Raw genomic sequence first — 26,043 nt, forward strand, 5'->3', positions numbered from 1 at the left:
GCGGGCGTGGACCTGACGCTGCTGTACCGGGGGCCGCTCGCCTCCTGCGACTACGACTGCCCGTACTGCCCGTTCGCCAAGCGGCGGGACAGCCCGGAGGCGCTGCGGGCGGACCGGGCGGCGCTGGAGCGGTTCACCGGCTGGGCGGCCGGGCAGACCGGGGACCGGCTGCGGATCCTCTTCACGCCGTGGGGCGAGGGGCTGGTCCGCTCCTGGTACCGGCGGGCGCTGGTGGAGCTGTCCCGGCTGCCGCACGTGGAGCGGGTCGCGATCCAGACCAATCTGAGCTGCCGGACGTCCTGGCTCGACGAGGCCGACCTGGACGCGCTGGCCCTGTGGTGCACGTACCACCCGGGCCAGACCCCGTACGACCGCTTCCTCGGGAAGGCGCTCGACCTGGCGGACCGCGGCGTCCGGTTCAGCGTCGGCGTGGTGGGGCTGCCCGAGCACCACGCGGAGGCGCTGCGGCTGCGGGCCGCGCTGCCCGACCACGTCTACCTGTGGGTGAACGCGGCCGAGGGGCACACCTACACCGACGCGGAGGCGGCGGCGTGGACGGGCATCGACCCGCTCTTCCCGTACAGCCGGCATCCGCACCGCTCGGTGGGGCTGCCGTGCCGGACCGGCGCGTCGGTGGTGTCGGTGGACGGCGACGGGACGGTGCGGCGCTGCCACTTCGTCAAGGCGGAGCTGGGCAATCTGTACGACGGCTCGTACCGGGCCGCGCTGCGCCCGCGCGCCTGCCCGCTCGCCGTCTGCGACTGCCACATCGGCTACGTGCACCTGGAGACGCTGCCGCTGTACGACGTGTTCGCCGGCGGGGTCCTGGAGCGGATCCCCGCCGGCCGCCCCTGGACTACAGGGGCATGAGGTCGGGACGCTTGGCCTCGACGTGGTCGCCGGAGCTCTCGCCGCGCAGCCGCCGGCCGATCCACGGCACGAGGTACTCGCGCGCCCAGTGGATGTCGTCCCGCCGGACCTCCAGCGGGCCGCGGGCGGGCAGCGGCGGCCACTCCTGGTCGGGGTCGGCGGGCACCGGCAGGCCGAGGACCTGCGCGGCGCGCAGCGCGACCCGGGTGTGCCCCTCGGGCGAGAGGTGCAGCCGGTCGTCGTCCCAGGCGCGCCGGTCCTGGACCGACCGCAGCGACCACAGGTCGAGGACCGGGCAGTCGTAGCGGTCGGCGATGGCGCGGACGTGGGCGGTGTACGTGGCGATCTTGCCGCGCAGGTGCTTGAGCACGGGTACGCCGCGGGTGTCGAAGCCGGTGGTGACCATGACGGTGCCGACGGCGGAGGTGAGGTCGCGCACGGCCCGCTCGAAGCGCTCGGCGACGTCGTCGGGGTCGGTGCCGGGGCGGATGATGTCGTTGCCGCCGGCGCAGAAGGTGACCAGGTCGGGCGCGAGCTCCTTGGCCCGGGGCACCTGCTCGGTCACGATCTGGTCGAGGAGTCGTCCGCGGACGGCCAGGTTGGCGTAGCGGAACTCCTGGTGGTCCGGCAGCTGGTCGGCGAGGAGCACCGCGAGGCGGTCCGCCCAGCCGACGTAGGTCCCGTCGGGACCGGGGTCTCCGACGCCTTCCGTGAAGCTGTCGCCGATCGCCGCGTACGACCCGAATGCACCGAACGCGCTCTTGTCTGTTTCTCTCGAATCGTCTGCCACGGCAGCACATCCTCCCCTTTCGGGTGTGTCCTACGCGACCGTAAGGAGGGGTTGACGGTGGGTGATATATGCCACCGATAAAGAATGTGCCAAGCCGGAATAGGGCGGAGGCCCGGCACCAGGGGGTGCCGGGCCTCCGCCGGGGCCGGCCGGACCGCGTCCGGACGGGGGTGCGTCAGATGGAGACGCCGTGCTGGCGCAGGTAGGCCAGCGGGTCGATGTCGGCGCCGTAGCTCGGCGAGGTGCGGATCTCGAAGTGCAGGTGCGGGCCGGTGGAGTTGCCCGTGGAGCCGGAGAGGCCGATCTGCTGGCCGCCGCTGACCGACTGGCCGGCGGAGACGGCGAGGGAGGAGAGGTGGGCGTACTGCGAGTAGTTGCCGTCGGCGTGCTTGATGACGACCTCGTTGCCGTACGCGCCGCTCCAGCCGGCGGAGACGACCGTGCCGGCGCCGACGGCGCGGACGGTGGTGCCGGAGGAGGCGATGAAGTCGGCGCCGGTGTGGTAGCCGGAGGACCACATGGAGCCGGAGGCGCGGTACGGGGTGGAGACGCCGCCGGTGACGGGGGCGACCCAGCCGGAGGAGGCGGGCTGCGCGGCGGCCGGGGCGGCGGCGCGCTCGGTGGAGCGGGTGGCGCGGGTCTGCTCGCCGGCGGACCGCGTCTTCTGGACGGCCTTGCGCTCGGCCTTCGGGGCGGCCTTGCGCTCGGTCTTCGCGGCGGCCTTCGGGGCGGCCTCGGCGGCGGCCTTCGGCGCGGCGGCCTTGGCGGTGTTCTTGGCGCCGAGGGTGAGCTTCATGCCCGGCAGGATCAGCGACGGGTCCTCGCCGACGACCTGGCGGTTGTCCGCGTAGAGCTTCTGCCAGCCGCCGGCGACGCCCTGCTCGGCGGCGATCTTGGACAGGTAGTCGCCGGCGACGACGGAGTACGTCTTCGGAGCGGCGGCCTTCGCGGCCGGGGCGGCGGCGGGCGCGGCGGCCTGGACCTGCGCGGCGGCGCTCACGACGGCGGCGGGGGCGGCGGCCGGGGCGGCCTGCTCGGCGGCGTGGGCCCCGGTGGCGCCGATGAGCGGCAGGGCGACGACGGCGCCACCGGTGCCGGCGGCGACCAGGCCACGGGTGATCAGGGTGGACTTCGGACGGCGGTGCTTACCCTTCGCGGGCATGGCGAATTCCTCTCCGGCGCCTGCGAGGTGAGCTGTCGGGTTCGGACTGGAGATGCCCGGCCGCGTTTCTCACGCGGCTTCACCCCGAGCCGTCCTGCGTTCGCGGGACCGGCGTACTTCCTTGGGTCCCCCGCTCCTGCCGTGCGATGGGATGGGGTCGAATTCCGGACGGTGGCAGGATTCGGCGGTCCGACCGGATTGACGGCGACGCTAGACGAGCGGGGTCGGCGCGAACAAGCCGCCGAATTCTCCGGGCATTCCGGGGCGATCTTCGAGCCCGGAATTCCGGTCACCCTCCGTGGATGACGGACCCTCGATTCCCTTTTCGCGGAGGGGGATTGGTCCGGGCGGTCGGCCACGATCCGTCACTTCTATGACGCTGCTCACGCGCCGGACGCCATCTCCCCCTCAACCAGGGCGGGTTATCCCAAGCATCCCAATACGGACAGATCGCCCATTGCTGCTCAGGGGGGTGCGCCGCACCCCCCGGCGCCGGGATGATTGCGGGGGGAACCGATCTCGTTCCCCGCCCCGCGAACGCCTACCCCCAGGAGCATCCGTGACGCAACAGCTGCCGCAGGTCCAGTCGCCCTTCGAGCCCGGCGAGCCCGAGCTCGCGGAGGTCCGCAACTTCCGGGACGTGGGCGGCCTGCCGACGACGGACGGACGCGCCGTCCGGCCCGGCACCCTGTTCCGCAGCGGCCACCTCGCCGACGCCACCGAGTCCGACGCGGCCTTCCTCGCCGGCCTCGGCCTGCACACCGTCTTCGACTTCCGCAACGCCGCCGACGCCAAGGTGGAGGGGCCCGACGTGGAGCTCCCGGGCGTACGGAACGTGAACATACCGCTGAGCGACCCGGCCGACGGCAAGGAGTTCTGGCGGCTGGTCCGGGAGGGCGACCTCGACACCCTGCGCGGGCTGCTGGGCGAGGGCAGGGCCGCGGAGCGGATGATCACCTCGTACCGCAGGATGGTCGTGGAGCGGACCGCCGAGCACAGCCGGGTGCTGCACGCCCTCGCCGACGACGCCGTCCCGGCCCTGATGCACTGCGCGGCCGGCAAGGACCGCGCCGGGCTCTCGATCGCGATCACCCTGCTCGCCCTGGGCGTGGAGCGCGCGGCGATCGAGGCCGACTACGTGAAGTCCGACGCCCCGCACCGCCGCTACAAGGTGCGCCGTAGCCCCACCGCCCGGGACGGGATGGCGCCCGAGGTGGTGGAGCTGCTGAGCCCGCTGTTCGACGCGCGGGTGGAGTACCTGCGGGCCGCCTTCGAGACGATCGACGCGACCTGGGGGTCCGTGGACGTCTACCTCGCGGAGGGCCTGAAGCTGGCGCCCGAGACCCGCGAGCGGCTGCGCGAGCGGTTCCTGACGGAGGCGTGAGCGCCCCGGGACCGCTTACTGGTTCTGCCCGCCGAGCATGAAGAGCAGGTAGAGGAAGGCGGCGAAGAGGTGGCCGGCGACCAGGTACGCGAAGAGGCGGAGCACCAGCCCCTTGGGGAAGCGGCCCTCCCCGCGCTCCTCTCCGGTGACCGGACGGGAATGCGCTGACTTGTCGGACATGTCGGTCAACCCTTCGGGGTTCAGCGGGAATGCGGGGCGCCGCCGCCCAGGCACAGTTCGGCGGCGGGGCTCTGCAGGAGGGTGTGGACGAACAGCACCTCGGCGCCGGCGCGGCCGGCCGCGCCGATCCGGTGCGGGGTGAGCGAGTCGAAGTGCGCGCTGTCCCCGGGATCGAGCAGATGCACGGTCTCGCCGAGCGCGAGCCGGACCTGTCCGTCGAGGACGTGCAGCCACTCCTCGCCGGGGTGGACGCGCACGATGTCGGCCCGGGTGGCGTACGGCACGTGCACGCGGAGGCACTGCAGGGCGCGCCCGGCGCCGCCAGCCTGCCGGTAGATCCAGCCGTCCGCCTCGACCGGCTCGGACCGCCCGGCCCGGATCACCGGGTCGCGCTCGGGCGGGGCCTCCCCCAGCAGCTCGGCGACCGTCGTACCGTAGATACGGGCGAGGGCCAGCAGCATCGGCAGCGACGGCTGCCGGTTCCCGGTCTCCAGCCGCGAGAGGTGCGCCGGGGAGAGCCCGGCGCGCTGGGCGGCGGCCTCCAGGGTGAGCCCCCGGCGCCGGCGCAGGGCCCGCAGCTGCGGGGCGACGTCGGGCACGAGCTCGGGGGCGGCGGTTTCCGGGGCGGAGCCCCGGGGGACGTGGTCCATGCGTCCATTCCGCCAGGATCGTGCCTCTGAGGCAAGTTTCTTGCCCCAGAGGCAAAAACCTTCGGATGCGGACGGCTCAGCGCTGCGCGACCGCCTGCTTGACCAGTGTCTTCCCGAAGTCCCACAGCAGTCCCCCGCCGCCGTGGGCGTCCTCCATCACCGCCGTGAACGCGGTCACGAAGCGGTCCACGTCCGCCTCGTCGATCACCAGCGGCGGGATCAGCTTGATCACCTCCAAGTGGTCGCCGGAGACCTGGGTGAGGATCCGGTGCCGCTGGAGCAGCGGCACCACCACCATCTGCGCGAAGAGCCCCTTGCGGGCCGTCTGGAGCATCGCCCACCGGCCGCGCAGCGCCAGCGAGCTCGGCCGGCCGAACTCGATCCCGATCATCAGCCCCCGGCCCCGCACCGCGTGCAGCAGCTCGTACCGGGGCACCAGCTCCTCCAGCCGGCCCTTCAGCAGCCCGCCGACCCGCCGCACGTGCGCGACCGTCCCCTCGGACTCCATCACCGACAGCACCGCGAGCCCGGCCGCCATCGCCTGGGCGTTGGAGCCGAAGCTGGCCGAGTGCACCAGGACCCGGTCCATCGAGGAGTAGACCTTCTTGAAGATCCAGTCGCGGCCGAGGGTGGCGCCCACCGGCACGTACCCGCCGGAGAGCGCCTTCGCCACGCACACCAGGTCCGGCTCGACGCCGTCCTCGTGCTGGTACGCGTAGAAGTCGCCGGTCCGGCCGAGGCCGGTCTGCACCTCGTCGGCGATCAGCAGCGCCCCGTGCCGGCGCAGCAGCGCCTGCGCGGCGGCGAGGAAGCCGGGCGGGGCCTCGTGGACGCCCTTGCCCTGGATCGGCTCGACCACGAAGGCGGCCACGTCGCCCCTGCGGAGCTCGCGCTCCAGGGCGTCGAGGTCGCCGAGCGCGATCGCAGTGTCGGGCAGCAGCGGGTCGAAGCCGGCCCTGAAGCCCTTCTCGCCGTTGACGGAGAGGGCGCCGGTGGTGAGCCCGTGGAAGGCGTGGTCGCAGTAGACGACCCTGGGCCGGCCGGTGGCGTACCGGGCGAACTTCAGCGCGGTCTCGACGGCCTCGGTGCCGCTGTTGCCGAAGAAGACCCGGTCGAGGTGGGGGCTGTGGGCGAGCAGCCGCTCGGCGAGCAGTCCGGGCAGCGGCGGGCAGTCGAAGCGGGTGAGGTCCGGCAGGTCCGCGTCGAGGACGTCGTGCAGGGCCTTGCGGACGACGGGGTGGTGCCGGCCGAGGCCCATGACGCCGAAGCCGGCGAGCATGTCGAGGTGGTCGTTGCCGTCGGCGTCCCAGAAGTGGGCGCCGGCGGCCCGCTCGTAGACCTTGTCGAAGCCGATGGTGTGCAGCATCCGGGGCAGCTGCGGGTTGAGGTGGCGGGCGTGCAGCGCGTACCGCTCGCCGCCGCGCTCGGCGAGCAGGGCCCGCAGGTCGAACCCGTCGGTCATGGTGCGCCCCTCAGCTCCCCTGGACGGTCTCGCGGACCGCCCGCAGCGACTCCTTGAGCGAGCCCATGGTGGCGAGGACGGCGGTCGGTTCGTAGCCGCAGTGCGCCATGCAGTTGGCGCACCGCGGGTCCTTGCCGCGGCCGTACTTGTCCCAGTCGGTCTCCTCGACGAGTTCGCGGTAGGTGGGGACGTACCCGTCGCTCATCAGGTAGCAGGGGCGCTGCCAGCCGAAGAGGGAGTAGTTGGGGATCGCCCAGGCGGTGCACGGGAAGTCGGCCTTGCCTTCGAGGAAGTCGAGGAAGAGCGGCGAGTGGTTGAGCCGCCAGCGGCGCCGGTTGCCGCCGGCGAACGCCTTCCGGAAGAGCTCCCTGGTCTGTTCGACGCCGAGGAAGTGCTCCTGGTCGGGGGCCTTCTCGTAGGCGTAGGCCGGGGAGATCATCATCTCGTCGACCTGGAGGTCGTCGTTGAGGAAGTTCAGCACCTCGATGATCGTCTGCGGAGTGTCGGTGTTGAAGAACGTGGAATTCGTGGTGACCCGGAATCCGCGCCGCTTGGCCTCCTTGATCGCGGCGACGGCCTCGTCGAACACGCCCTCCTTCGCCACGGACTCGTCGTGGCGTTCGCGCAGTCCGTCGATGTGGACGGCGAAGGCGAAATAGGGGGACGGCGTGAAGTCGGCGAGCTTCTTGCGCAGCAGCATCGCGTTGGTGCAGAGGAAGACGTACTTCCGCCGGGCGACGAGCTGGCGCACGATCTCGTGGATCTGCGGGTGCATCAGGGGTTCGCCGCCGGCGATGGAGACCATCGGGGCGCCGGACTCCAGGACGGCGCCGACCGCCTGGGCGACCGGCATCCGCTGCTTGAGGACGCCGGCCGGGTGCTGGATCTTGCCGCAGCCCTCGCACTTGAGGTTGCAGGCGTAGAGCGGCTCCAGTTCGACGATGAGCGGGAACTTGTCCCGCTTGCGGAGCTTCTGTTCGAGGAGATAGGTCCCGACCCGGACGGACTGACGGAGCGGCATGGCCATGACTCGCTCACCTCCTGGGGAGCAGCAGAGAACGGTGCCATTCGAAGAAGGCGGGAAGGACGGCACGCAGGACACGGAAGGCCGATATTCCCCCGCGTACGGTGCCGATGCGGACCAGTTCGTGCTCGGGGGCGTCCACGACCACCCGTACGGCGGCAAGGGGCCGGGGTCCGACGGCCCGGGCGGTACGGAGGGTGGCGGCGGACTCCATGTCGACGGCGATCGCCCCGCCGGCCGCCAGCGCGGCCCGCTCGGGGCCCCGCACCACGTGGTCGGAGCCGGTCAGCGGGCCGGTGTGCACGGTCCGGCCGGGCAGCGCCCGGGTGAGGGCGTCGACCAGCAGGGCGGTGCCGTCGCAGGCGGTGGTGCCGTAGGGGTCGCGGGTCTCCCCGGCGACGACGAGGTCGCCGGGGTGCATGCCGGGGGCGAGTCCGGCGCAGAAGCCGGAGGCGACGACGGCGGCCCCGGCCCAGCCGTCGCGCGCGAGCGCCCGGGACACCTCGCGGGCGGCATGGGCGGGGCCCATGCCGGTGCGGACCACCCGGACCGGCCCCGGGGCCCCGGACCGGCCGCCGCCGCGCAGCGCGAACCGCTCGATGCCGAGCGCGCAGGCGACGAGCAGCGGCGGCGCGGCGGCGCCCGGTTCCCCGGGCGGGCGCTGCATCACCCCTCCCGGCGCGGGACGGGCTCGCCGTGCAGGTACCGGCCGAGCGCGGTGAGCGGGAAGACCTGCCGGTAGAGGTGGTAGTTGATGGAGAAGTCCCAGGGGAAGCCGGTGCCGGTGAAGTACGGCTCGTCCCAGGAGCCGTCCTCGCGCTGGGTGTCCGTCAGCCAGGCGACGCCCCGGCGGACGGACTCCGACTCGCGTTCGCCGGCGGCCAGCAGGGCGATGAGGGCCCAGGCGGTCTGCGAGGCGGTGGAGGCGCCGCGGCCGATCCAGGAGCGGTCGTCGTACGAGCGCAGGTCCTCGCCCCAGCCGCCGTCCGGGTTCTGCGCGGCGGCGAGCCAGGCGACGGCCCGGCGGAACGCCGGGTGGGAGGCGGGGAGTCCGGCGGCGGCGAGGGCGGGCAGCACCGACCCGGTGCCGTAGACGTAGTTGACGCCCCAGCGGCCGAACCAGGCGCCGTTCGGCTCCTGGGCGGCGAGCAGCCAGTCGATGCCCCGGCGGGTGCGGGGGTCGTCGGCGCGGCCCTCGTGGGCGAGCATCTCGACCACGTGGGCGGTGACGTCGGCGGAGGGCGGGTCGATGACCTCACCGAAGTCGCAGAAGGGCAGTTTGTTGGGCAAAACGCCCGTGTTGTCGGCGTCGAAGGCGGCCCAGGCGCCGTTGCCGGACTGCATGCCGACGGTCCAGCGGGCGGCGCGGGCGACGGCGGCGTCCACGCGGGCGGGGTCGGGGTGCCGGACCCGGCGCAGCGCGAGGATCACCTCGGCGGTGTCGTCGATGTCCGGGTAGTTGTCGTTGTGGAACTCGAACGCCCAGCCGCCGGGCGGGAGTCCGGGCCGGCGGACGGCCCAGTCGCCGGCCTTGGTGACCTCCTCGCCGAGCATCCAGTCGGCGGCCCTGACGAGCGCCGGGTGGTCGGCGGGCAGGCCGGCGTCGGCGAGGGCGATGGTGGCGAGGCAGGTGTCCCAGACGGGCGACTGGCACGCCTCGACCATGCGGACGGGCCCGTCGGGCTCCTCCCGCCACACGGCGAACCGGTCCAGGGACTCCAGGCCGGCCCGCATGACGGGATGCTCCAGGTCGTAGCCGAGCAGGTGGAGGGCGATGAGCGAGTAGACGGCGGGCGGCTGGATGCCGCCCCAGCAGCCGTCGTTCTCCTGCCGCTCGACGATCCAGCGGGAGGCGGCGTTCATGGCCGCCCTGCGCAGGCCGCGCCAGGCGAACCGGTGGTAGACGTGCAGGGCCTTGTCGAGGCGCTGGAAGAGGCCGTCCCAGCCGGTGAGCGGGGCGAGCGGCCGGGGCGGCGCCGGGCGGTCCGGGTCGGTGTGCAGCTCGTCGAGGGCGAACGGCGCGGGCCGGACCGGGCGGTGCGCGGAGACGACGGTGAGCGGCACGATGGTCTGCCGGGCCCAGCAGCCGAAGTCGTAGATGTTCATCGGGAACCACGTCGGCAGGAAGACCAGCTCGGGCGGCAGCTCGGGCAGGTCCTCCCAGCGCCACCAGCCGAAGAGGGCCAGCCAGATGCGGGTGAAGACGCGGGCGGCGGCGATGCCGCCCTCGGCGCGGACCCAGGCGGCGGCGCGGGCCATGTGCGGGTCCTCGGGCCGGTCCCCGGCGAGCCGCAGGGCGACGTACGCCTCGACGGTGGCGGACAGGTCGCCGGGGCCGCCGTGGAAGGTGGGCCAGGTGCCGTCCTCGTACTGCCGGCTGCGGATGTGACGGGCGGCGGCGGCCGTGGTGTCCGGGTCGAGGATCCCGAGGAACCGGCGGAGCAGCAGGTCCTCGGCGTCCATGGTGACGTTGGTCTCCAGGGCGCCCTTCCACCAGCCCTCGGGGGCCTGGCGGGCGAGGAGGTGGTCGGTGGCCCTGCGGACGGCGAGGGCGGCGGCCTCGTCCAGGGGTCCCGGGGCGGGGGTGGTGCGGTGCTGCGGTGTGGTGCGGGCCGCGGGCGCGAGGGGGCCCACTGCCCCGGCGCTTCCGTCGGTCGTCGCTGTCATGGCTTCCCCTTCGTGCAGTCGGTTCCTTCTGCTCCTGCGGGTCTGCCGTCGGCCGGGGCGGGGTGGCACCGGCCGGCGACTGCGCACTCATATCTGGCTGTGGGTGATCATTTCTTCCGTACGACGACGAAGTCGGCGAGCGCGATCAGCTGGTCGCGCACCCGGGCGGGCATGTCCACCTCGTGCAGGGCACGGAGGGCGACGGCGTGCTGGCGGCGGGCCTCCTCGGCGGTCCACTCGCGCCCGCCGGCCTCCTCGATGAGGGCGGCGCGGTAGGCGAAGTCGGCCTCGGAGAAGGAGTCGAAGTCGGGGGCCTTGGCGTCCTCGGCGAGCAGCCGGGCGAGCCGCTCGGACGCCTCCCCGCCGGCCGCGAGGGCGGCGACGACCGGCAGCGACTTCTTGCGCTGCCGCAGGTCGCTCCAGGTCTGCTTGCCGGTGGCCTCCGGGTCGCCCCAGATGCCGAGGAGGTCGTCGACGGCCTGGAAGGCGAGGCCGAGGTGGTAGCCGTACTCCTCCAGCTTGTCGGCGGTGCGGTCGTCGGCGCCGCCGAGGACCGCGCCGATGGAGACGGCGCAGGCGAGGAGGGCGCCGGTCTTGTTGCCCTCCATCTCCAGGCACTCCTCGACGGTGACCCGCTCGCGGTGCTCGTAGGAGATGTCCTGGGCCTGCCCGTCGATGAGCTTGCGGTTGGCCGTGGTCAGCCGGCGGGCGGCGCGGCCGGCCTCGACGGTGCCGAGTTCCAGCAGCACCTCGTTGGCGAGGGCGGAGAGCGCGTCACCGACCAGGATCGCCTGGGCGGGGCCGAACACCTTCCACACGGTGTCGCGGTGGCGGCGCTGCTCGTCGCCGTCCATCAGGTCGTCGTGGAGGAGCGAGAAGTTGTGCACGAGCTCGACGGCGACCGCGCCGGGGACGCCGGTCTCGGGCGCGGCGCCGGCGGCCTCGGCGGAGAGCAGGGCGAGCGCGGGGCGCACGGCCTTTCCGCTGTCGCCGTCGGTGGGGTTGCCCTGGGCGTCGATCCAGCCGAAGTGGTAGGCGGCCACGGTGTCCATGGGAGCCGCGAGGCGGCCGACGGCCGCCCGCATGACGGGGGTGGACAGGGTCCGCCCCCTCTCCAGCAGCGCGTTGACGTCGGCGGTGTCGACGGCCGGGGACCCCGGGGGCACGGTCGGCACGGTCTCTCCTCTGGTTCCTGTGATCACACTCATGCCGCCTCCTGCAGCGGATGGTCGTGGCGGCGGCCGAAGGCGGAGAGCGCCGCGCCGGCGGCGCTGAAGCCGCTTCGGACGGCACCCTCCATGGTCGCGGGCCAGCCGGTGGCGGTCCAGGCGCCGGCCAGGTAGAGGCCGGGCGCACGGGTGCGGGTGCCGGGGCGCAGGCGCCCGACGCCCGGTGTGGGGGCGAAGGTGGCGGTCCGTTCCCGGGTGACGAAGAAGTCGCGGACCCCGGCGCCGCGGGCGGCGGGCAGCAGCCGCTCCAGCTCCGGCAGGTAGCGCGCGCGGAGTTCGGCCACGGGGGTGTCGATCTCGTCCTGGGCGGCGGACTGCGAGACGGCCAGGTACTGGCCGCCGCCGGTGAGTCCGGCGGACGCGGTGCGGTCGAAGACCCACTGGACCGGGGAGCCGAGGGCGGTGAAGAAGGGCCGCTTCAGCACCCGGCGGTCGTAGACGACGTGCAGGTCGAGGATGGGCGCGGTGCCGATGTCGAGGAGCCGGTCGGGGTCGTCGAGCGCGCCGTCGGGCAGCAGGGCGTGGGTCTCGGCCTGCGGCACGGCGAGGACGACGGCGTCGGCGGCCAGGGTCTCGCCGGGCACCTCGACGTGCCAGCGGCCGTCGTCGGCGCGGGAGATCCGGCGGGCCTTGGTGCGCAGCAGGGTGCGGACGCCGAGCCCGTCGAGGGCCTTGGCGGCGAGGGTGTCGTGGAGCCGGCCGAGCGGCACGTGGGCCCAGCCGATGTCGGCGGCGGCGGGGTCGGTGAGCAGCCCGGTCCGGAAGACCATGGCGGCGAGCCCCATGGAGGCGTCGGGGGCGGGGGCGTTGAGGGTGGGGATGCCGATGAGGTCCCACAGCGCCTCGACGGCGCGGGGCGTCTGCCCGTGGCGGCCGAGCCAGGTGGCGAAGTCGATGCCGTCGAGGGCCGGGTCGGCCGGGTCGAGCTTCTTGAGCGCGAGGGCGGCGCGGCCGACGGAGGCCCGTTCGGCGAGCGAGAGGTGCGGGTACGTGGCGAGGCTGCGGGCCAGGTGGAAGGGGACCGGCAGCGGGTCGCGGCGGATCCGGCCGAGGCGGGGGCCGCGGGGGTGCGCGACGTCGAGGACGGGGACGTCGAGGCGGTCCTGGAGCGGGGCGAGGCGGGTGCCGTCGATCCGGTCGAGGAACCAGCGGTAGGCGGTGCAGCAGCGCAGGTAGACGTGCTGGCCGTTGTCGACGGTGAGGTCGCCGCGGCGGAAGGAGAAGGCGAGGCCGCCGAGGCGGGGGCGGCCTTCGAGGAGGGTGACGGCGACGCCGGCGTCGGCGAGCTGGAGGGCGGTGGTGACGCCGGCGAGGCCGCCGCCGACGACGACGGCGGTCGGGGCCGGGGTCCCGGCCCGGTCGGCGGGGGCCATCAGGCACGCCCCCGGGCGGTGCGGCGGGCGATGTGGCGGGCGTCGAGGCCGGAGAGGCCGCGGACGGCGACGTACGCCTTCTCGGGGCCGGGGAGCGAGACCCGGCCGCGGAGCACGGCGTCGGGGTCGCGCTCGATGCGGTCGAGGAGCCGGCGGTAGATGCCGGCCATGGCGGCGACGCAGGCGCCGCTGCGCCGGTCGAGCATCGGCAGCAGCCGGTAGCCCTCGGCGAAGAGTTCGCGGGCGCGGCGGACCTCGAAGCGCACGAGTCCGGCGAAGTCGGCGCCGGGGGGCGGCGGGGCGGCGAAGCCGTCCTGGCAGCCGAAGCGGGCGAGGTCGTCGGCGGGCAGGTAGGTGCGGCCGTTGCCGGCGTCCTCGCGGACGTCGCGGAGGATGTTGGTGAGCTGGAGCGCGAGGCCGAGGGTGTCGGCGTACTCGGCGGCCCGGTCCGCCCCGGCGGCGCCGGGCTGGGTGCCGAAGACGCCGAGGGAGAGCCGGCCGATGGCGCCGGCGACGCAGCGGCAGTAGACCTTGAGCTCGTCCCAGCCGCGGTAGGTGGCGCCGCGGACGTCCATGAGGACGCCGTCGATGAGCTCGTCGAGCCCTTCGAGGGGGATCGGGAAGCGGCGGGCGGCGTCGGCGAGCGCGACGCCGACGGGGTCGGTGTCGTCCTCGGCCACGTCGCCCTTGCGGACCCGGTCGAGCAGGGTCCGGGTGGCCTCCAGGCGTTCGTGCTTCTCCTCGGGGGCGAGGGGGCCGTCGCCGATGTCGTCGACGCGCCGGGAGAAGGCGTACAGGGCGGACATGGCCTGCCGCTTGTCGGCGGGCAGCAGGCGGATGCCGTAGGCGAAGTTGCGGGCCTGCTGCCCGGTGACGGCCTCGCAGTAGCTGTACGCGGCCTGTACCGGCGCGGACGGCGCGGTCAGGTGGTCCACGGTCACGATCCCCCCTCTCTCCGCGCCCGGAGCAGGACCGCTCCCGCCTGGCGCGTCAGGCTCGGCTTGGTGGGCTTCGGCGGTCCGGCGAGGACGTCGAAGCCGGCGGCGGCGATGGCGTCGAGCGCGGCGAGCCCGCCGGCGGTGAAGCCGGTGAGGAGCAGGCGGAGGCGGCCGTGGACGCTGCCGACGAGCGGGGTGCCGGCGTGCAGCAGGGCGCGGGCGCGTGCGGCCTGGAAGGCGACGAGGGAGCGCACGGCGGCGCCCGCGGTGGGCCGGGCGAGGTCGTCCTCGGTGACGTGGAACCGCTTGAGGTCCTCGGCGGGCAGGTAGATCCGGTCGCGGCCGAGGTCCTCGGCGACGTCCTGGAGGTGCTCGACGATCTGGAGGGCGGTGCAGATCTCGTCGGAGCGGCGGATCCGCTCGGGGGTGGCGGTGCCGGTGATGCCGAGGACGAGCCGGCCGACGGGGTTGGCGGAGAGCTCGCAGTAGGCGAGGAGGTCGTCGTACGTCTCGTAGCGGCGGACGAGCTGGTCCTGCCGGTTGGCCTGGATCAGTCCGAGGAAGGGCTCGCGGGTGAGGCCGCGGCGGCGGACGGTCGGCTGGAGGGCGCGGAGCAGCGGGTGGCGCGGGGTGCCGCCGAAGACCCGGTCCAGGTCCTCCTCCAGGGCGTCGAGGAGGGCGAGCGGGCCGGCATCGGCGGGGAGGCCGAGGGGGTCGGCGCCGCCGGGGGCGAGGTCGCCGTCGCCGATGTCGTCGACGAGGCGGGCGTAGCCGTAGACGGCCATGAGGTCGTCGCGCCAGGCGCGGGGCAGGAAGAAGGGGGCCACGGGGAAGTTCTCGTCCGCGGACTTGCCGAGTGTGGTGCGCGATGGGTCGTCGGCGCGCACGTGCCGGGGAGCCGTCACCGGGCGGCGCCCGGCGCGGGGACGGCGACACCCACGTGAAGATGGAGATTCTGCGTCATGGCCGTCATATCTCCCGTTCTACACTGCCGATCCAATCCATCCTCTTTCGGACACGCCGCCGCGCACGGAGCACGCGCCCGCCGGGGTGTTCCCGGGGGCACCGCGGGTGGTGTGGATCAGACCGGTACAGCTTACGTCGTACGGGGGAGGTCGCCATTCGGGGGGCCTCGCGCCACGCCGGGGCTGACCAGTGGCGATAGTGGCGCGCCCGGGGGTCAGCGGCCGCGGGCTCCGGAGACGACCATGGCGAGGGTGGTCTCGACCACGTCGGCCCGGCGCTGGGCGGAGAGCCGGCGCAGCGGGCCTTCGAGGAGCAGCAGCGACAGGCCGTGCACCGCGGACCAGGCGGCGGCGCCGGCGGCGGGGCGCCGGCCGCCGGTCCGGTCGAGGGCGTCCATGGCCTCGCGGAGCAGGGCGAAGGCGCGGATCTCGGGCTCCGGCGGGACGGGGAGACCGGCCGGCGGGTCCCCGGCGGGGCGGACGGTGCCGAAGGCGGCCCGGTAGAGGCCGGGGTGCTCGACGGCGAAGCCGACGTAGCCGCGGCAGAGGGCGGCGAGCCGGCGCTCGGCGGCGAGGGCGGGGTCGTCGGAGCCGGGCTCGCGGGCGGCGGCCCGTTCCATGGCCTCGGCGAGCCGGGCCCGGGCGTGGCCGCGGACGGTACGGAGCAGTTCGCCGCGTCCGTCGAAGTGGCGGTAGGCGGCGGTGGGCGAGACGCCGACGCGGCGGGCCGCCTCGCGCAGCACGACCCGCTCGGGGCCGCCCTCGGCGGCGAGGCCGACGGCCGCGCACAGCAGGGCGTTGCGCAGGTCGCCGTGGTGGTAGTTCTTTCCGCCCGAGATCCCTGCCATGGGCTCATCCTGCCCGATGTTGACCGCATGAACATTCCGCCGGGGCGCGCGACCGGCGAAAACCGGAACGCCCCCCGCCGGTCGGCGGGGGGCGTGCGGCACGCGGTGCGGCGCGGGCGTCAGCGGGCGGTCTCGCGCTCGTACGCCTTGAGGACCTCCTCGGTCGGGCCGTCCATGAGGAGCTGGCCCTTCTCCAGCCAGAGCACCCGGTCGCAGGTGTCCCGGATGGACTTGTTGCTGTGGCTGACCAGGAAGACCGTGCCGGCCTCCTTGCGCAGCTCGCGGATGCGCTCCTCGGAGCGGATCTGGAACTTGCGGTCGCCGGTGGCGAGCGCCTCGTCGATGAGGAGCACGTCGTGGTTCTTGGCGGCGGCGATGGCGAAGCGGAGCCGGGCGCCCATGCCGGAGGAGTACGTGCGCATGGGCAGGCTGATGAAGTCGCCCTTGTCGTTGATCCCGGAGAAGTCGACGATGTCCTGATACCGCGCGTGGATCTCCTCGCGGCTCATGCCCATGGCGAGGCCGCCGAGGATGACGTTGCGCTCGCCGGTGAGGTCGTTCATCAGGGCGGCGTTGACGCCGAGGAGCGAGGGCTGGCCGTCGGTGTAGACCTTGCCGCTCTCGGTGGGGAGCAGGCCGGCGATGGCGCGCAGCAGGGTGGACTTGCCGGAGCCGTTGGTGCCGATGAGGCCGATGGCCTCGCCGCGGTAGGCGGTGAAGGTGACGCCGCGGACCGCGTGCACCTTGCGGACGCCCCGGCTGACCTCGGCCTTGCCCTTGCCGACGATCCGGCTGAGGGCGGCGGTGGCGCTGCCCTTGCCGCCGCCGCCGGTGTTGACGCGGTAGACGATGTGGACGTCGTCACAGATGACGGTGGGCGTCTTGGCGCTCTCGGTGGTGTCAGCCACGGCCGTACCTCTCCTCGGCCTTCCAGAAGTAGACGAAGCCGCCGATCCCGAAGAGCAGCGCCCAGCCGAGGCCGGTGGCCCACACGTGGTCGGGCAGGTTCTCGGAGCCGTAGCCGTCGATCAGGGCGAAGCGGATCAGGTCCATGTAGACCGCCGCCGGGTTGTACATGAGGATGTCCGCGATCCACTGCGGCTTGTCCTGGAGCATCACGGGGATCGAGAACATGACGCCGGAGGCGTACAGCCAGGTCCGCATGACGAAGGGCATCAGCTGCGCGAGGTCGGGCGTCTTGGCGCCGGCCCGGGCCATGATCAGCGCGAGGCCCGTGTTGAACACGAACTGCAGCAGCAGCGCCGGGATCACCAGGAGCCAGCTCGCCGACGGGTAGCTGCCGGAGACCATGACGATCGCGACGAGCACGACCATCGAGAAGAGCAGCTGCTGGAGCTGCTGGATCGAGAAGCTGACGGGGAGGCTGGCGCGCGGGAAGTGCAGCGCCCGCACCAGTCCGAGGTTGCCGGAGATCGCCCGTACGCCGGCCATCACGGAGCTCTGCGTGAAGGTGAACACGAAGATGCCGGTGACCAGGAAGGGGATGTAGACGTCCTTCTCCATGCCCTTTCCGGCGCCCAGGATGAGCCCGAAGATCAGGTAGTAGATCAGGGCGTTGAGCAGCGGCGTCGCCACCTGCCAGACCTGGCCGAGCTTGGCCTGGCTGTACTGGGCGGTGAGCTTCGCCGAGGAGAAGGCCAGGATGAAGTGGCGATGGCTCCACAGCTGCCGGACGTACTCGAACAGTCCGGGCCGGGCTCCGCTGACCGAGAGGCCGTACTTCGCGGCGAGGTCGCCCGGGGACAGGCCCGCGTCGACGGAGGCGGGAGGCGCGCTGGTCGCGACCGCCCCGCCCTGGTGAATGTCACTCACAGTCGAAACTTTCGTGTTCACGATGGCGGCACGAGGGGGTGCCGCGATGTCAGCTGACCGGTGGGCGGCCCCCGGCACCGGGTCCGCCGCCACACCGTACGCCATCCGGGCGGCCCGCCGGGACGCCGGGCGATCTTCCGGCGGGCGGCGGGCCGGGGCCCGCTACTTCAGTCTGCTGGACGCGAGCACCGAGACGAGGTGCAGCAGCGTCTGGAGCAGGGCGATGCCGGCGAGGACGGCGACGCCGAGCCGGGAGAAGAAGAGGTCGCCGCGCATCTGGTCGGCCACGGCCAGCACCAGGATCAGCAGCGACGCCTCGATCCCGAGGATCAGCCGGTGGAACTTGAGGGCGGCGGCGGCCCGGCGGGCCAGGGCCATGCCGGAGGAGCGCGGCTCCGAAGCCGCCTCCTTGACCGGGGGCATGCCGTTCTGGTGGCGGGCGACGCCCACCAGGTCGGTCTCGGCCTTGATCAGGATGGCGCCGAGCGCGGCCAGGGTGCCGAGGAAGGCCCACAGCCAGTCGATCCGGCCCTCGCCCCACAGGTCGGCGGCGCGCAGGCCGAAGCCGACGAGCACGGCCGCGTCGCACAGGTAGGCGCCGACCCGGTCCAGGTAGACGCCGGCCAGCGAGTACTGCTTCTTCCAGCGGGCCAGCTCGCCGTCGACGCAGTCGAGCAGCAGGTACAGCTGGACCGCGACGACGCCGAGCACGGCGCCCGCCACGCCCGGCACCAGCAGCGCCGGGGCGGCGAGGACGCCGGCCAGGGTCATCAGGTACGTCAGCTGGTTCGGGGTGACCCGGGTGTTCGCCAGCTGGCGGGTGATCCGCAGCGAGATCTCCCGCATGTAGAGGCGGCCGCCCCAGTGCTCGCCGCTCCGCCGGTCCTTCACACCCGGCGGGTGGACGACCGGGCGGAGCTCAGCTACCGATGGCTTTGGCATAGTCGGCGTACGCGTCCCTGATCTCGTCGTCGGACAGGTCGAGGTGTTCCAGGATGGTGAACCGGCCCGGCCGGGTCTGCGGGGCGAACTCCACCGCGCGCACGAACTCGTCGACGGTGAAGCCCATCTCCTCCGGCGTCACGGGCAGGCCGTGCCGGCGCAGGGTCTCCACGATCACGCCGGACTCCTCGCGGGCCCCGCGCAGGTGCATCGCGAAGGCCGCGCCCAGGCCGCACTGCTCGCCGTGGCTGGCCGCGCGGGCGGGGAAGAGCAGGTCGAAGGCGTGGCTGATCTCGTGGCAGGCGCCCGAGGAGGGGCGGCTGTCGCCGCTGATCGACATGGCGATGCCGGACATCACCAGGCCCTCGGAGAGGGTCACCAGGAAGTCGTCGTCGCCGACGCCGCCCGGGTGCCGGAGCACGGCCTCGCCGGCGCTGCGGGCCATGGCGGCGGCCAGGCCGTCGATCTTCTCGCCGGTCTCGCGGTGGGACAGCTCCCAGTCCGCGAGGGCGGAGATGTTGGAGACCGCGTCGCCGATGCCGGAGCGGATGAAGCGGATCGGGGCGTCCCGGATCACGTCGAGGTCGATGACCAGCGCGATCGGGGTCGGGACGCCGTAGGAGCCGCGGCCGTTGTCGTTGTCCAGGGTGGAGATCGGCGAGCAGATGCCGTCGTGCGAGAGGTTGGTCGCTATGGCGACCAGCGGCAGCCCGACCCGGGCCGCCGCGTACTTCGTCACGTCGATGATCTTGCCGCCGCCGAGGGCGACCACGGCGTCGTACCGCTTGCCGCGCATGGCGTCGGCGAGCTTGACGGCCTCGTCGATGGTGCCGCCGGAGACCGTGTACCAGTCGGCGCCGGGCAGCTCGGGCGCGAACTGGTCGCGGAGCTTGAGCCCGGAGCCGCCGCTGATGGCGACGGCGATCTTGCCGTTGCTGGAGATCCGCTGGTCCGCGAGGAGCGCGGACAGGTCGTCCAGCGCTCCCCTGCGGATGTCGACGACGACCGGCGACGGGATCAGTCGGGTCAGTACCGGCACGCGATCTCCCGGCCCTTGGCGAGGTCGTCGTGGTTGTCGATCTCGACCCAGGAGACCTCGCCGATCGGCTCGACGTCGACGGTGAAGCCGCGGTTGACGAGCTCCTGGTAGCCGTCCTCGTAGTACAGGTCGGGGTCGCGCTCGAAGGTGGCCTTCAGGGCGTCGGCCAGCGCCTCGGCGGCCTCGGCCTCGATGAGGGTGACGCCGATGTACTCGCCGGTCGCGTCGGCCGGGTCCATCAGCTTCGTGATCTTCCGGACGCCCTCGCCCTCGGCGGTGACGACCTTCATCTCCTCGTCGGCGAGCTTCTTCACCGTGTCGAGGGCGAGGATGATCTTCTGGCCCTTGCCGCGGGCGGCGAGCAGCGTCTTCTCGACGGAGACCGGGTGGACGGTGTCGCCGTTGGCGAGGATCACCCCGCGCTTGAGGACCTCACGGGCGCACCACAGGGAGTAGGCGTTGTTCCACTCCTCGGCCTTGTCGTTGTCGATGAGGGTGAGGGCGAGGCCGTACTTCGCCTCCAGGGCCTCCTTGCGCGCGTAGACGGCCTCCTTGCGGTAGCCGACGACGATCGCGACCTCGGTGAGGCCGATCTCGGCGAAGTTCTTCAGCGTGAGGTCGAGGACGGTGGTGTCACCGTCCACGGGCACGAGGGCCTTCGGGAGGGTGTCGGTGTAGGGACGCAGTCGCCGTCCGGCACCGGCTGCCAGTACGAGGCCGATCATGCTGTTTCTCCTTCGTCGTGAACGGCGGGTGCTCCGGAGGAGACCCAGAAGCGGATGGACTCCACGAGCACCACGAGCGCGAGCGCGCCCGCGAGGGCGGTCAGCGCCAGGGTGAAGTCGTCGCCGCGGTCCACGAGGAGCGCGGCGAGGACGGTCACCAGGAGCGTCCGCCCCTCGTGTCCGCAGGTGAGGCGCACCAGCCAGGCGGGCGGCGCGCCGGTGCCGCCGCGGATGCGGTACACCGTGTCGTAGTGATGGTAGGCGACCGCCGCGACCAGGCCGAATGCGGCGGGGACGGCCTGCGGGACGTCCGACCGGGCGGCGAGCACCAGGACCGTGCCGTACTCGGCGGCGCGCAGGAGCGGCGGGACGAACCAGTCGAGGGGGCCCTTGAGGGGGCGGGCGACGGCGCGGCCGGACAGCAGCGCGTAGCCGCCGGCGGCGGCGACGGCGGCCCAGCCGCCGACCGGGGCGGTGGCCGCGACGGCGAGCACGAGGGCGGCGCCGAGGAGGGCCGCGGCCGGGGCGGGTACGGGGAGGCGGCGGGTGATCCGGCCGGCCAGGAGCGCGAGCGGACCGGAGTCCGCGAGGGCGGCGAGGGCCGCGGCGGCCCGGTCGGAGCGGGCGCCCCGGCGCTTCACCGAGCGGAGCAGCCGGCCGGCGGTGGTGTAGCAGGCGGCGAAGGCGCAGCCGGCGATCAGCGCCCAGAAGACGATCCGGGGGGTGGTCGCGGCGGTGAGGACGGCGATCATCGCCCAGCGCTCGCCGATCGGCAGGATGATCATGCGCCGGGCCCAGACGGTCCAGCCGACGCTGTCGAGCCGGCTGGAGAGGGCCAGGCTGGTCCTCGCGGTGGAGCCGGGGGCGGCGGTGTCCTCGACGTTGGACTCGTTGAAGGAGAAGTCCACGACGTGCCGGCAGGTCATGAGGACCATGGCGGCGAGCGCGAGGGTCCAGACGTCGTCGCCGTTCCGGGCCGCGCCGAGGGCGAGGCCGGCGTAGAACGCGTACTCCTTGGCCCGGTCGAAGGTGGCGTCGAGCCAGGCGCCCATCGTCGAGTACTTGAGCGCGTAGCGGGCGAGCTGCCCGTCGGTGCAGTCCAGGACGAAGGAGACGAGCAGCAGGACGCCGGCGGCGACGTAGCCGCCGCGCTCGCCGGTGGCCGCGCAGCCGGCCGCGATCAGGGCGGTGAGCAGCGAGGCGGTGGTGACCTGGTTGGGGGTGAGGCCGCGGCGGGCGCACCAGCGGGCGATGTACCGCGAGTACGGGCTGATGAAGAAGGTGGTGAAGAAGCCGTCGTGGGCCTTCACGGCGGAGCGCAGGCGGACGGCCTCGTCGTCGACGGCGTCGACGGCGGCGCGGGCCTCGCGGCGGGCGTCGTCGTCGGCCGGGACGGTGGCGACGAGGGTGCCGAGGGCGGGCCGGTGCACGGCGACGCCGTCGGCGTCGAGGGCGTCGGCGACGGTCCCGGTGAGGTCCGGTTCCGCCGCGGCGGCGGCCGGGGCGGTGAGCGCCGGGGCGGCGGCGAGCGCGCGGGCGAGCGCCGGGCGGGCCTCGGGCTGCGCGGTGAGCGCGCCGGGCACGGCGGCGGCCGGGAAGCGGGGGTCGGTCAGCGCGAGGCGCAGGGCGTGCAGGTGCCCGACGAAGCGGGGGTCGACGAGGGCGACCCGCTCCCCGGCGGGGACGGCGGCCAGGAGGGTACGCGTCTCGTCGGGGCCGGCGGCCCGGCGGACGTCGAAGCCGAGCGACCGCAGATCAGCGTCGAGCGAGGATCCGGGTGCCGGCGGGCCGGTGAGGATGGCGGTCGACAGACGAACTCACTCCTTGGGACGGGCAGGGGGCCGGCGGGGGCCTGACGGCCCCGGGCGCGACGGTGCGCTCCGGGCCCCGGGCGCCGGGCGGCGGCACGTCGGCAGAGGCTATCGGATGGACGGAGCGCGAGTTCACCGAGGTTTCGCACGCCGGACTCCCGCCGGCCCGCCCCGCGCCGCCGGGATGCGCAGCGCACCGCGCGATCATCATCCGTGATCGGCGGCCGGCCCTCCAAACCGTGCCCGGCGCGGTCGTCGGCGGCATTCCGGCAGGTGATCGCACGATTGTCGGCCGAATGCGCATCGTCGCAGGTCAGAGCAATGACAACGGTGTTCAGTACCGTGTTGCACATACCCCCCACCCGTAGTTCACTGACGTCTCGGGGCACCGACGCAACACGACTGGGAGGCCATCTCATGGGGGCTGGACACGACCACGGGCACAGCCACGGGGGGACGCCGCCGACCGGTACCGCGGGCGCCGCGTACCGCAGCCGGCTGCGGATCGCGCTCGGGATCACGCTCTCCGTGATGGTGATCGAGATCGTCGGCGGGATCATGGCGGACTCGCTGGCGCTGATCGCCGACGCGGCGCACATGGCGACCGACGCGATCGGGCTCGCGATGGCGCTGCTGGCGATCCACTTCGCCAACCGGCCGCCGTCCGGGAACCGCACCTTCGGCTTCGCCCGGGCGGAGATCCTGGCGGCGCTCGCCAACTGTCTGCTGCTGCTCGGCGTCGGCGGGTACGTGCTGTACGAGGCGGTCCAGCGGTTCATGGAGCCGGCCGAGACCAAGGGCGGGCTGGCCATCGCCTTCGCCGTGGTCGGCCTGGTGGCCAACATCGTGTCGCTGTCGCTGCTCATGCGCGGCCAGAAGGAGAGCCTGAACGTCCGCGGCGCCTATCTGGAGGTGCTGGCCGACGCGCTGGGCTCGGTGACGGTGATCGTCGCCGCCGGGATCATCCTGCTGACCGGCTGGCAGTACGCCGACCCGATCGCCTCCCTGGTCATCGGCCTGATGATCGTGCCGCGCACGGTGAAGCTGCTGCGGGAGACCCTGGACGTGCTGCTGGAGGCGGCGCCGAAGGGCGTCGACATGGCGGAGGTGCGGGCGCACATCCTGGCCCTGCCGGGCGTCGAGGACGTGCACGACCTGCACGCCTGGACCATCACCTCCGGGATGCCGGTGCTCTCCGCGCACGTGGTGGTGGACGCGGCGGCGCTGGACTCGGTGGGCCACGAGAAGATGCTGCACGACCTCCAGGGCTGCCTGGGCGACCACTTCGACGTGGAGCACTGCACCTTCCAGCTGGAGCCGGCCGGGCACGCGGCGCACGAGGCCAAGCTGTGCCTGTGACCTTCGGCCCGTGCCCCGGGGGCGGCGCGGCTGTTAGGCTCGGCGGACGAACACGTGCGTGAGAGGAGCTGAGGTTGATGACCGTCGCGATGGAGGCCGCCACCCGCGGCCGTACCCGGTCCAGCCTCAGCTCCCGGGTCTCCGGCTGACCTGATCCCGGTTCTTCCACCGGTCCGTCACGTCGTCGGCCGGGGCCCTCTCACACCAAGGGTTTCCCACGTTGTCCGACAACGCTTCCTTCCTGCACGACGCCTTCTTCGCCCTGCACCGCGGCCTGCCGCGGCAGGGTCCCGGTTCCGACGCCACCACCCGCCGTCTCCTCGGGCTCGCCGGCCCGCTCCCGGAGCGTCCGCGGGTCCTCGACCTGGGCTGCGGCCCGGGCCGCTCCGCGCTGCTCCTGGCCGCCGAGGCGGGCGCCGAGGTCACGGCCGTCGACACCCACGAGCCGTTCCTCGACGAGCTGCGCGCGTCGGCCGCCGGGCGCGGCCTGGACGGCTCCGTCCGCGCCGTACGCGGCGACATGGGCGCGCTGCCGTATCCCGACGGCTCCTTCGACCTGGTCTGGGCCGAGAGCTCGGTCTTCGTGATCGGCTTCGACCGGGCGCTCGCCGAGTGGCGCCGGCTGCTCGCGCCGGGCGGCACGCTGGTCCTCACCGAGTGCGCGTGGACCACCGGGGCGCCCGCCCCGGAGGCCCGTGCCTTCTGGGACGAGCACTATCCGCTCTGTACGGTCGCGGAGCTCTCGGCGGCGGCGGTCGCGGCCGGGTACCACGTCCTCGGCACCTTCCTCCAGCCCGACTCCGACTGGGACGAGTACTACGTCCCGCTCGCGGCGCGCGCCGACGCCGCCGACACCTCCGTGCCCGGCATGGCGGAGGCCGTGGCGGCGGCGCGGGCCGAGATCGCGCTCCGGCGCGAGCACGGCGGCGACTACGGCTACGCGGGCCTGGTGCTCCGCCCGGCCGACCCGCGCTGGCCGGTCCGCGCCGAGCGGGACGGCGACCGGGCGGCGGTCCGGGAGGTCGTCGCGGCGGCCTTCGGGCGCCCGGACGAGGCCGACCTGGTCGACGCCCTGCGCGCCGACCCGGACGCCTGGCTGCCCGGGCTCTCGGTGGTCGCCGAGGCGCCGGACGGTTCGGTCGCCGCGCACGCGCTGATCACCCGCTGCCGGGTGGGCGGGGCGCCGGCGGCGGCGCTCGCGCCGGTCTCGGTGGCGCCGGAGCACCAGCGGACGGGCGCCGGGCAGGCCGTCGTCCGGGCGGCGCTCGACGCGGCGCGGCTCGCGGGCGAGCGGCTGGTGCTCGTCCTGGGCCATCCGGAGTACTACCCCCGGTTCGGTTTCGCACGGGCGTCCGCATATGGAATCAAGCCAGCTTTCGAGGTTCCGGACGAGGCGATGATGGCGCTGGTCCTGGACGGTTCGGCTCCGGTCCCGGCGGGCACGGTCGCGTATCCGGCGGCTTTCGGGGTCTGACCCGTCCCCGGCGGGCCCGCCGCTCCCCCGCGCCGGTGTACTCCGGTGCGGTGGGAGCGGCGGGCTCCGGCCGCCGAAGTGCGGACAAGCCGGTTTTGTACGGCAGACTGGGGTGGCCCCCAGGGGCCGAGGACCGAAGCGAAGGATGGGTATGCCGACCACACAGGGCACCGCGGCCGAGATCGCGCCGGGGCTTGCGTCGAAGCTCTCGTCGAACGGCACGGAGCCGTCCGCCACCCCGGAGCCGATCATGCTGGAACTGGTCGACGAGGCCGGGAACACCATCGGCACGGCCGAGAAGCTCGCCGCCCACCAGGCCCCCGGGCAGCTGCACCGCGCCTTCTCGGTCTTCCTCTTCGACGAGGAGGGCCGGCTGCTGCTCCAGCGCCGCGCGCTCGGCAAGTACCACTCCCCCGGCGTGTGGTCGAACACCTGCTGCGGGCACCCCTACCCGGGCGAGGCGCCGTTCGCGGCGGCCGCCCGGCGCACCTTCGAGGAGCTCGGCGTCTCCCCGTCCCTGATGGGCGAGGCCGGCACGGTCCGCTACAACCACCCGGACCCGGCCTCGGGCCTGGTGGAGCAGGAGTTCAACCATCTCTTCGTCGGCCTGGTGCAGGCCACGCCGCGGCCGGACCCGGAGGAGATCGGCGAGTACGCCTTCGTCACCGCCGCCGAGCTGGCCGAGCGGCACGCCGCCGCGCCGTTCTCCGCCTGGTTCCTGACGGTGCTCGACGCGGCGCGTCCCGCGATCAGGGAGCTGACGGGTCCGTCCGGGGGCTGGTGACCCGGCCGTCCGCCGCCGTCCCCGGCCCCGGTGCCATCGGGGCCAGGGGCAGCGCCGCCCAGATGATCTTGCCGCCGCCCGCGGTGTGCTCGACGTCGCAGGCGCCGCCGGCCTCCAGGGCGATCTCCTTCACCAGGAGCAGCCCCCGGCCGCCGGTCTGGCCGTAGTCCGCCTCCAGGGCCTTGGGCCGGTAGGGGTGGTTGTCCTCGACGGACACCCGCACCCACTCCGGCCCGATGGCCACCTCGACCGCTATCTCCGGGGAGAGCAGCGCCGCGTGCCGCACGGCGTTGGTGACCAGCTCGGAGACGATCAGCAGCAGCCCGTGCCGGATGTCCTCGTGGACCGGAACTCCCTGGCGGGCCAGCAGGTCGCGTACCGCGTGCCGGGCCTGGGGGACGGAGACGTCGACCGCGGGAGCGGTGAAGCGCCAGACTCCTTCGTAGGACGGTGGCCGGGCGGGGACACCTCCGCGGGTCTCCATGGTCCGGTTCCCACCCTCGTGCTCGATTCTCGCCACGCTTCGAGTCTTGG

At 73.8% G+C, this 26,043-nt stretch carries 25 protein-coding genes and 1 riboswitch; of the genes, 5 read left to right on the top strand and 20 right to left on the bottom strand.

What is annotated here, in order from left to right; genetic code table 11:
* The first annotated feature begins 6 nt into the window (after window positions 1-6).
* On the top strand, window positions 7-870 hold the full coding sequence (locus tag ACFVQZ_RS30260) for an STM4011 family radical SAM protein (RefSeq protein WP_383627896.1): 864 nt from the start codon (window positions 7-9) through the stop codon (window positions 868-870).
* Here the strand turns inward: ACFVQZ_RS30260 and ACFVQZ_RS30265 are convergent.
* Together ACFVQZ_RS30265 and ACFVQZ_RS30270 are read right to left on the bottom strand one after the other, a co-directional pair.
* Complete coding sequence (locus ACFVQZ_RS30265) at window positions 857-1,660, bottom strand: SGNH/GDSL hydrolase family protein (RefSeq protein ID WP_030495681.1); 804 nt, start codon at window positions 1,658-1,660, stop codon at window positions 857-859. The two genes, ACFVQZ_RS30260 and ACFVQZ_RS30265, sit on opposite strands and share 14 nt — an antisense overlap.
* A 175-nt stretch (window positions 1,661-1,835) precedes the next feature.
* The gene (locus ACFVQZ_RS30270) at window positions 1,836-2,822 is read right to left on the bottom strand and encodes a peptidoglycan DD-metalloendopeptidase family protein (protein ID WP_383627898.1); all 987 of its coding nucleotides are present in this window, start codon (window positions 2,820-2,822) and stop codon (window positions 1,836-1,838) included.
* A 4-nt stretch (window positions 2,823-2,826) separates the two neighbouring features.
* Window positions 2,827-2,991: riboswitch (cyclic di-AMP (ydaO/yuaA leader) on the bottom strand.
* A gap of 390 nt (window positions 2,992-3,381) precedes the next feature.
* On the opposite strand from ACFVQZ_RS30270, the gene ACFVQZ_RS30275 reads away from it, so the two are divergent.
* The gene (locus tag ACFVQZ_RS30275; protein ID WP_383627900.1) at window positions 3,382-4,206 is read left to right on the top strand and encodes a tyrosine-protein phosphatase; all 825 of its coding nucleotides are present in this window, start codon (window positions 3,382-3,384) and stop codon (window positions 4,204-4,206) included.
* A gap of 15 nt (window positions 4,207-4,221) precedes the next feature.
* On the opposite strand, the gene ACFVQZ_RS30280 is transcribed toward ACFVQZ_RS30275, so the two are convergent.
* The 17 genes from ACFVQZ_RS30280 to ACFVQZ_RS30360 form a co-directional block, all read right to left on the bottom strand.
* The gene (locus ACFVQZ_RS30280) at window positions 4,222-4,386 is read right to left on the bottom strand and encodes a DUF6126 family protein (RefSeq protein ID WP_321192919.1); all 165 of its coding nucleotides are present in this window, start codon (window positions 4,384-4,386) and stop codon (window positions 4,222-4,224) included.
* Between the two features lie 20 nt (window positions 4,387-4,406).
* Complete coding sequence (locus tag ACFVQZ_RS30285; protein ID WP_030495678.1) at window positions 4,407-5,036, bottom strand: helix-turn-helix transcriptional regulator; 630 nt, start codon at window positions 5,034-5,036, stop codon at window positions 4,407-4,409.
* Between the two features lie 76 nt (window positions 5,037-5,112).
* Window positions 5,113-6,498, bottom strand: coding sequence for an aspartate aminotransferase family protein (locus ACFVQZ_RS30290; RefSeq protein ID WP_030495677.1), 1,386 nt, complete (start codon window positions 6,496-6,498; stop codon window positions 5,113-5,115).
* A gap of 10 nt (window positions 6,499-6,508) precedes the next feature.
* On the bottom strand, window positions 6,509-7,525 hold the full coding sequence (hpnH, locus tag ACFVQZ_RS30295; RefSeq protein WP_030495676.1) for an adenosyl-hopene transferase HpnH: 1,017 nt from the start codon (window positions 7,523-7,525) through the stop codon (window positions 6,509-6,511).
* Between the two features lie 7 nt (window positions 7,526-7,532).
* Window positions 7,533-8,189, bottom strand: coding sequence for a 1-hydroxy-2-methyl-2-butenyl 4-diphosphate reductase (locus ACFVQZ_RS30300; RefSeq protein WP_383627904.1), 657 nt, complete (start codon window positions 8,187-8,189; stop codon window positions 7,533-7,535).
* The gene (gene shc / locus ACFVQZ_RS30305; protein ID WP_383627906.1) at window positions 8,189-10,189 is read right to left on the bottom strand and encodes a squalene--hopene cyclase; all 2,001 of its coding nucleotides are present in this window, start codon (window positions 10,187-10,189) and stop codon (window positions 8,189-8,191) included. Before shc ends, ACFVQZ_RS30300 begins: the two co-directional genes overlap by 1 nt.
* A 107-nt stretch (window positions 10,190-10,296) precedes the next feature.
* On the bottom strand, window positions 10,297-11,397 hold the full coding sequence (locus tag ACFVQZ_RS30310; protein WP_383627908.1) for a polyprenyl synthetase family protein: 1,101 nt from the start codon (window positions 11,395-11,397) through the stop codon (window positions 10,297-10,299).
* A complete protein-coding gene (gene hpnE, locus ACFVQZ_RS30315; protein WP_030495672.1) occupies window positions 11,394-12,791 on the bottom strand; it encodes a hydroxysqualene dehydroxylase HpnE in 1,398 nt (465 codons plus the stop codon). Before hpnE ends, ACFVQZ_RS30310 begins: the two co-directional genes overlap by 4 nt.
* Entirely contained in the window at window positions 12,791-13,726 is a 936-nt protein-coding gene (gene hpnD, locus ACFVQZ_RS30320; protein ID WP_383627991.1) for a presqualene diphosphate synthase HpnD, read from the bottom strand. The genes hpnE and hpnD overlap by 1 nt, the downstream gene beginning before the upstream one ends.
* 2 nt (window positions 13,727-13,728) lie before the next feature.
* Window positions 13,729-14,616, bottom strand: a complete 888-nt coding sequence (hpnC, locus tag ACFVQZ_RS30325; RefSeq protein ID WP_383627993.1) for a squalene synthase HpnC — start codon at window positions 14,614-14,616, stop codon at window positions 13,729-13,731.
* 293 nt (window positions 14,617-14,909) lie between these two features.
* Window positions 14,910-15,542, bottom strand: a complete 633-nt coding sequence (locus ACFVQZ_RS30330) for a TetR/AcrR family transcriptional regulator (protein ID WP_383627910.1) — start codon at window positions 15,540-15,542, stop codon at window positions 14,910-14,912.
* Window positions 15,543-15,661: 119 nt separating this feature from the next.
* Window positions 15,662-16,450, bottom strand: coding sequence for an ABC transporter ATP-binding protein (locus tag ACFVQZ_RS30335; protein ID WP_030495668.1), 789 nt, complete (start codon window positions 16,448-16,450; stop codon window positions 15,662-15,664).
* The gene (locus ACFVQZ_RS30340) at window positions 16,443-17,375 is read right to left on the bottom strand and encodes an ABC transporter permease (RefSeq protein ID WP_030495667.1); all 933 of its coding nucleotides are present in this window, start codon (window positions 17,373-17,375) and stop codon (window positions 16,443-16,445) included. Before ACFVQZ_RS30340 ends, ACFVQZ_RS30335 begins: the two co-directional genes overlap by 8 nt.
* A 162-nt stretch (window positions 17,376-17,537) precedes the next feature.
* A complete protein-coding gene (locus ACFVQZ_RS30345) occupies window positions 17,538-18,317 on the bottom strand; it encodes a CDP-alcohol phosphatidyltransferase family protein (protein WP_081959203.1) in 780 nt (259 codons plus the stop codon).
* On the bottom strand, window positions 18,295-19,356 hold the full coding sequence (locus ACFVQZ_RS30350; protein WP_030495665.1) for an iron-containing alcohol dehydrogenase family protein: 1,062 nt from the start codon (window positions 19,354-19,356) through the stop codon (window positions 18,295-18,297). The genes ACFVQZ_RS30345 and ACFVQZ_RS30350 overlap by 23 nt, the downstream gene beginning before the upstream one ends.
* The gene (locus tag ACFVQZ_RS30355; RefSeq protein ID WP_383627913.1) at window positions 19,344-20,081 is read right to left on the bottom strand and encodes a sugar phosphate nucleotidyltransferase; all 738 of its coding nucleotides are present in this window, start codon (window positions 20,079-20,081) and stop codon (window positions 19,344-19,346) included. The genes ACFVQZ_RS30350 and ACFVQZ_RS30355 overlap by 13 nt, the downstream gene beginning before the upstream one ends.
* Window positions 20,078-21,892 carry a DUF5941 domain-containing protein gene (locus ACFVQZ_RS30360; protein ID WP_383627995.1) on the bottom strand — a complete coding sequence of 605 codons (1,815 nt, stop codon included), beginning with the start codon at window positions 21,890-21,892 and terminating at the stop codon, window positions 20,078-20,080. Before ACFVQZ_RS30360 ends, ACFVQZ_RS30355 begins: the two co-directional genes overlap by 4 nt.
* A 417-nt stretch (window positions 21,893-22,309) precedes the next feature.
* Between ACFVQZ_RS30360 and ACFVQZ_RS30365 the strand changes: the two genes are divergently transcribed.
* From ACFVQZ_RS30365 to idi, 3 genes are all read left to right on the top strand, one after another.
* Entirely contained in the window at window positions 22,310-23,251 is a 942-nt protein-coding gene (locus ACFVQZ_RS30365; RefSeq protein WP_030495661.1) for a cation diffusion facilitator family transporter, read from the top strand.
* 220 nt (window positions 23,252-23,471) lie between these two features.
* Window positions 23,472-24,725 (top strand): GNAT family N-acetyltransferase, encoded by a 1,254-nt coding sequence (locus ACFVQZ_RS30370; protein ID WP_383627915.1) that lies wholly within the window; start codon window positions 23,472-23,474, stop codon window positions 24,723-24,725.
* Between the two features lie 151 nt (window positions 24,726-24,876).
* Window positions 24,877-25,509, top strand: a complete 633-nt coding sequence (gene idi, locus ACFVQZ_RS30375) for an isopentenyl-diphosphate Delta-isomerase (protein WP_030495659.1) — start codon at window positions 24,877-24,879, stop codon at window positions 25,507-25,509.
* On the opposite strand, the gene ACFVQZ_RS30380 is transcribed toward idi, so the two are convergent.
* Window positions 25,475-25,993 (bottom strand): ATP-binding protein, encoded by a 519-nt coding sequence (locus ACFVQZ_RS30380; protein WP_051787975.1) that lies wholly within the window; start codon window positions 25,991-25,993, stop codon window positions 25,475-25,477. The two genes, idi and ACFVQZ_RS30380, sit on opposite strands and share 35 nt — an antisense overlap.
* Between the last annotated feature and the right edge of the window lie 50 nt (window positions 25,994-26,043).

Source organism: Streptomyces sp. NPDC057854, assembly GCF_042797055.1.
GTDB lineage: Bacteria > Actinomycetota > Actinomycetes > Streptomycetales > Streptomycetaceae > Streptomyces.